Here is a 4305-nt window from a genome sequence, read left to right on the forward strand (position 1 = left end):
CCGATAGTACCAACGTTAACGTGCGGTTTTGAACGTTCAAATTTTTCTTTAGACATTTAAATTGTCCCTCTAAGACACGGAATCGGTGGTTACACCACATCAACCAAGCAGTAAGTAAATTAGCGATTTTCTATTGCTTGTTAAGATTTTAATCAGGGAGGCAAGAACATGAAGGAGTGGTGCTGATAGGCAGAGTCGAACTGCCGACCTCACCCTTACCAAGGGTGCGCTCTACCAACTGAGCTATATCAGCACATCTGGAGCGGGCAGCGGGAATCGAACCCGCATCATCAGCTTGGAAGGCTGAGGTAATAGCCATTATACGATGCCCGCAGAACTCGGCTACCTGACTTAAAATCAGCTTTGTATTCTACTCAACTGTTTACTATTTGAAAACAATTAAGTAAGGAATTAATGGTGGTGGGAGAAGGATTCGAACCTTCGAAGTCTGTGACGGCAGATTTACAGTCTGCTCCCTTTGGCCGCTTGGGTATCCCACCAATCTAAATTTTAATGGTGCCGGCACCAAGAGTCGAACTCGGGACCTACTGATTACAAGTCAGTTGCTCTACCAACTGAGCTATGCCGGCTAAGTGGTGCGCATTCTAGGAGGACTTTCATCATGATGCAACAAAAAAATTGCGATATTTATTCTTTTGCTTATATTTTGTTCATTTTTGATTGAATTGTTGATTTTTTAGGAAAAAAACGACCAAAATCACACCAATAATTCACGATAAATTAGAAATCTAATTTATCTTTTTAAGCCCTAAATTTATTGTTACCCATAAATTTTTAGAAAAAACACTAATCATCCACCAATGAGTCTACGCTAAAAAATAAATCTTATGACTATTTTTTGTACTTTATTTACAAATTTATTTAGTTCGTGTCAAAAAAAATAGAAATAATTTAAAAAATACCTACGCCAATGAAGCATGACTCGTTATGATGCTGTTTATTTTTTATCGGATACGGGTGTTTTAAACAGCCTGTCCAACCTGCGAATACTAGGCAGATGTTGGCTTATGAATAACAAAGAACGCTTTATAACCCCATATTTAGAGTTTGACAGAAAACACTGGGCAACATTAAGAGATTCTGTCCCTTTAACGCTAACAGAAAAAGAAATTACAGATTTAAAAGGGATTAACGAAGAAATTTCTATTGACGATGTTATTGAGATTTATCTTCCCCTTTCAAGATTACTCAATTTTTACATTAGTTCTAACTTGCGCCGTCAAGCCGTCTTAGAACAATTTCTTGGCACTAGAAGCGCTAAAATCCCTTATATTATTGGTATAGCAGGTAGTGTTGCTGTCGGTAAGAGTACAACGGCTCGTTTACTACAAGCACTTTTAACGCGTTGGCCAGAACATCGTAAAGTTGATTTAATTACTACCGATGGCTTTCTTTTACCCAATGCGGAACTAAAAAAACGCGGAATAATGAAGAAAAAAGGATTTCCTGAATCCTATGACATGCACAGCCTTGTCTCTTTTGTCTCTGATATTAAATCAGGTAAAAAGCAAGTCACTGCTCCTGTCTACTCTCATTTAGTGTATGACATCATTCCAGATAAGAAACAAATCATTGAGCAACCCGATATTTTAATCCTTGAAGGGTTAAATGTCTTACAAAGTAATCAGGATTATCCTCATGACCCGCACAATGTATTTGTATCAGATTATGTTGATTTTTCTATTTACGTCGATGCTGAAGAAGAATTACTAAAACACTGGTATATCAGTCGCTTCTTAAAGTTTAGAGAAGGTGCATTTACTGATCCTGAATCATATTTTAATAATTACTCTAAATTAAGCAGAGAAGAATCTATTGAAATAGCCTCTTCTATCTGGCAAGAAATTAATGGATTAAACTTAAAACAAAATATTTTACCAACAAAAGAAAGAGCAAGCCTGATCTTAACCAAGGGTCATAATCATACCATTACCAATGTTAGATTACGTAAATAAATCTAAATAGTTACTTATAAAATCATTTTGAGTTTTGTCGAATAGATAATATGAGTAAACAAAAAGCTTTCCAGTTAAGGAAAGCTTTTTCATTTTAGACGTTCGTAACCATTTAAAACATTACGATGCACTTCTCAGTGAAATTTCGCCACCTATATACGGTGTTACGTTGCCATTGTGTTCTAGAAGTAAAGCTCCTTGATCATTAATGCCTTTAGCAATGCCAAAGATTTCTTTTTCACCAATAATCAGTTTTACGCGTCTATTCATAAAATTATCTAAACTTTTCCAGCGTTCTATAAATACTGACAGTCCCTGTTTCTCAAACAGTACAAACGCTTCTCTTAATGCATTAGTAATCTCACAAGCAAGTTCATTTCTATCAATTTTTATACCAACCTGCTCCAAGTTAACCCATTGCTGATTAATTGCTTCATTTTGGTTTTTACTCATAGCAATATTAATACCAATTCCCGTTACAATATGAGCAACATCACCTGTTTTTCCTGTTAATTCAACAAGAATACCTGAAAGCTTTTTATCATTTAAATAAAGATCATTAGGCCACTTAACTTTGACGCCATCAGCACCAAGCTTTTTCAATACTTCTGCCAGTATTACACCTACTACTAAACTTAATCCAATCGCCGCAGCAGGCCCTTGTTCAAGTTTCCAATACATGCTGAGATATAAGTTTCTACCAAAAGGTGAAATCCACTGACGTCCTCTTCTGCCTCGCCCTGCCGACTGATATTCAGCAATACAGACATCACCAGATGCTAATTCACTAATACGCTGGATCAAATGTTGATTTGTAGAATCAATAACAGGAATAACACTCGCAGGATTACCTTTAATATTTTGATTCACTTTATCCGAGTTAAGTAAATTCATTGGTGTATCTAATTGATACCCTTTTCCAGCAACTGTCTGAATATCAATTCCCCAACTACGCAATGTTTGAATATGTTTATTAATGCCTGCACGAGTCATTCCTAAACTTTCGCCTAATTGCTCTCCTGAATGAATGTTTCCATCAGCAAGGATTTCAATTAATAATAAAGGTGTTGGTATCTCTTTCATGAAATAGCGTCCACTGCATTAATTTCACCATATAGGCCCATAAAACGAACTTCCGGCTCTAATAATACACCAAACCGCTCCGCAACTTTTTGACGAATATAGGCCGCCAAATTAACAATATCTTTGCCTGTTGCTAAGCCGTCTTTATTAATAAGAACTAGCGCTTGTTTTGTATGAACCGCAGCGCCACCGATTTGATGGCCTTTAAGATCACATTGGTCAATTAGCCAACCAGCAGCCAGTTTCACACCATCATGTTGTACATATTGAGGGCAAAATGGATATTTTGTTTTTAATTGCTGAGCAATCTGAATATCAACAATTGGATTTTTGAAAAAACTACCTGCATTACCCGTTATTTCTGGGTTAGGTAGCTTACTCGTTCTCATTAAGCACACTGATTCAAATACATCTTTTGGTGTGACTGTTTCTAATGGTAATTTGGATAAATCACCATAAGTGAGGATAGGATCCCATTTTTTACTTAGCAGTAAACCAACAGCGATAATAGCAAAGCCTTGTTGATAATGATGTTTGAAAATACTATCGCGATAGCCAAACTGGCATTCTTCATTTGTTAATCGACTAATATTGCCTGTACTTAATTCAACAATATCAACATAGGCACAAACATCTTTCAGTTCTTTACCATACGCACCAATATTTTGTATTGGTGCAGAACCAACATTACCAGGGATCAATGCTAAATTTTCCAGCCCATAGATGTTTTTTTCTAACAGATATTCAATAAGCGCATGCCAATTCTCACCAGCTCCAACATGAACAGACCAATGTTGCTCATCTTCAGTAATTTCAATGCCAGCAATACAGTTATGGATAACAATACCATTAAAATCTTCAGTAAATAGTACGTTACTACCGCCACCTAAAATAAGCGTTGGTAGTTTTTGATCATGGGCATTTTGCCAAAATATGCAAAGCTCATCTTTATTATTTGCAGTTTCTATTTGGTGAGCCTTTGCTCTCAAACCAAATGTATTAAATGCTTGCAATGAAACGGATTCTTTCATGAAAGTCTACCTCATTTAGCTGATGGCTTAGTTTAACAGCCTAGCATCGTCGAGGATAGCAAAGTGATAAGTGATTAGAGGAGAGAGAACATATTTGTATTTTAAAATGTCTTAAATGCAAAAAAGCCAACCCATTGGGTTGGCTTTCTCGTCTTATTTAATGCCTGGCAGTTCCCTACTCTCACATGGGGAGACCCCACACTACCATCGGCGCT

At 36.5% G+C, this 4305-nt stretch carries 3 protein-coding genes and 4 tRNA genes; 1 reads left to right on the forward strand and 6 read right to left on the reverse strand.

Features of this window, described 5'->3' with window-relative positions; translation table 11 throughout:
- Positions 1-177: 177 nt before the first annotated feature.
- The 4 genes from INT04_RS19000 to INT04_RS19015 all read right to left on the reverse strand — a co-directional run bounded on the left by INT04_RS19000 (position 178) and on the right by INT04_RS19015 (position 590).
- Positions 178-253 (reverse strand) — tRNA-Thr (locus tag INT04_RS19000).
- Between the two features lie 5 nt (positions 254-258).
- A tRNA-Gly gene (locus tag INT04_RS19005) sits at positions 259-333 on the reverse strand.
- An 82-nt stretch (positions 334-415) separates the two neighbouring features.
- A tRNA-Tyr gene (locus INT04_RS19010) sits at positions 416-500 on the reverse strand.
- Positions 501-514: 14 nt separating this feature from the next.
- Positions 515-590 (reverse strand) — tRNA-Thr (locus INT04_RS19015).
- Between the two features lie 438 nt (positions 591-1028).
- Between INT04_RS19015 and coaA the strand changes: the two genes are divergently transcribed.
- Entirely contained in the window at positions 1029-1976 is a 948-nt protein-coding gene (gene coaA / locus INT04_RS19020; RefSeq protein ID WP_193017588.1) for a type I pantothenate kinase, read from the forward strand.
- A 120-nt stretch (positions 1977-2096) separates the two neighbouring features.
- On the opposite strand, the gene birA is transcribed toward coaA, so the two are convergent.
- Positions 2097-3059, reverse strand: coding sequence for a bifunctional biotin--[acetyl-CoA-carboxylase] ligase/biotin operon repressor BirA (gene birA, locus INT04_RS19025; protein WP_193017589.1), 963 nt, complete (start codon positions 3057-3059; stop codon positions 2097-2099).
- A complete protein-coding gene (gene murB / locus INT04_RS19030) occupies positions 3056-4090 on the reverse strand; it encodes a UDP-N-acetylmuramate dehydrogenase (RefSeq protein WP_193017590.1) in 1035 nt (344 codons plus the stop codon). The genes birA and murB overlap by 4 nt, the downstream gene beginning before the upstream one ends.
- Positions 4091-4305: the final 215 nt, after the last annotated feature.

This window comes from Proteus sp. FME41, from assembly GCF_014897315.1.
Taxonomy (GTDB): Bacteria; Pseudomonadota; Gammaproteobacteria; order Enterobacterales; family Enterobacteriaceae; genus Proteus.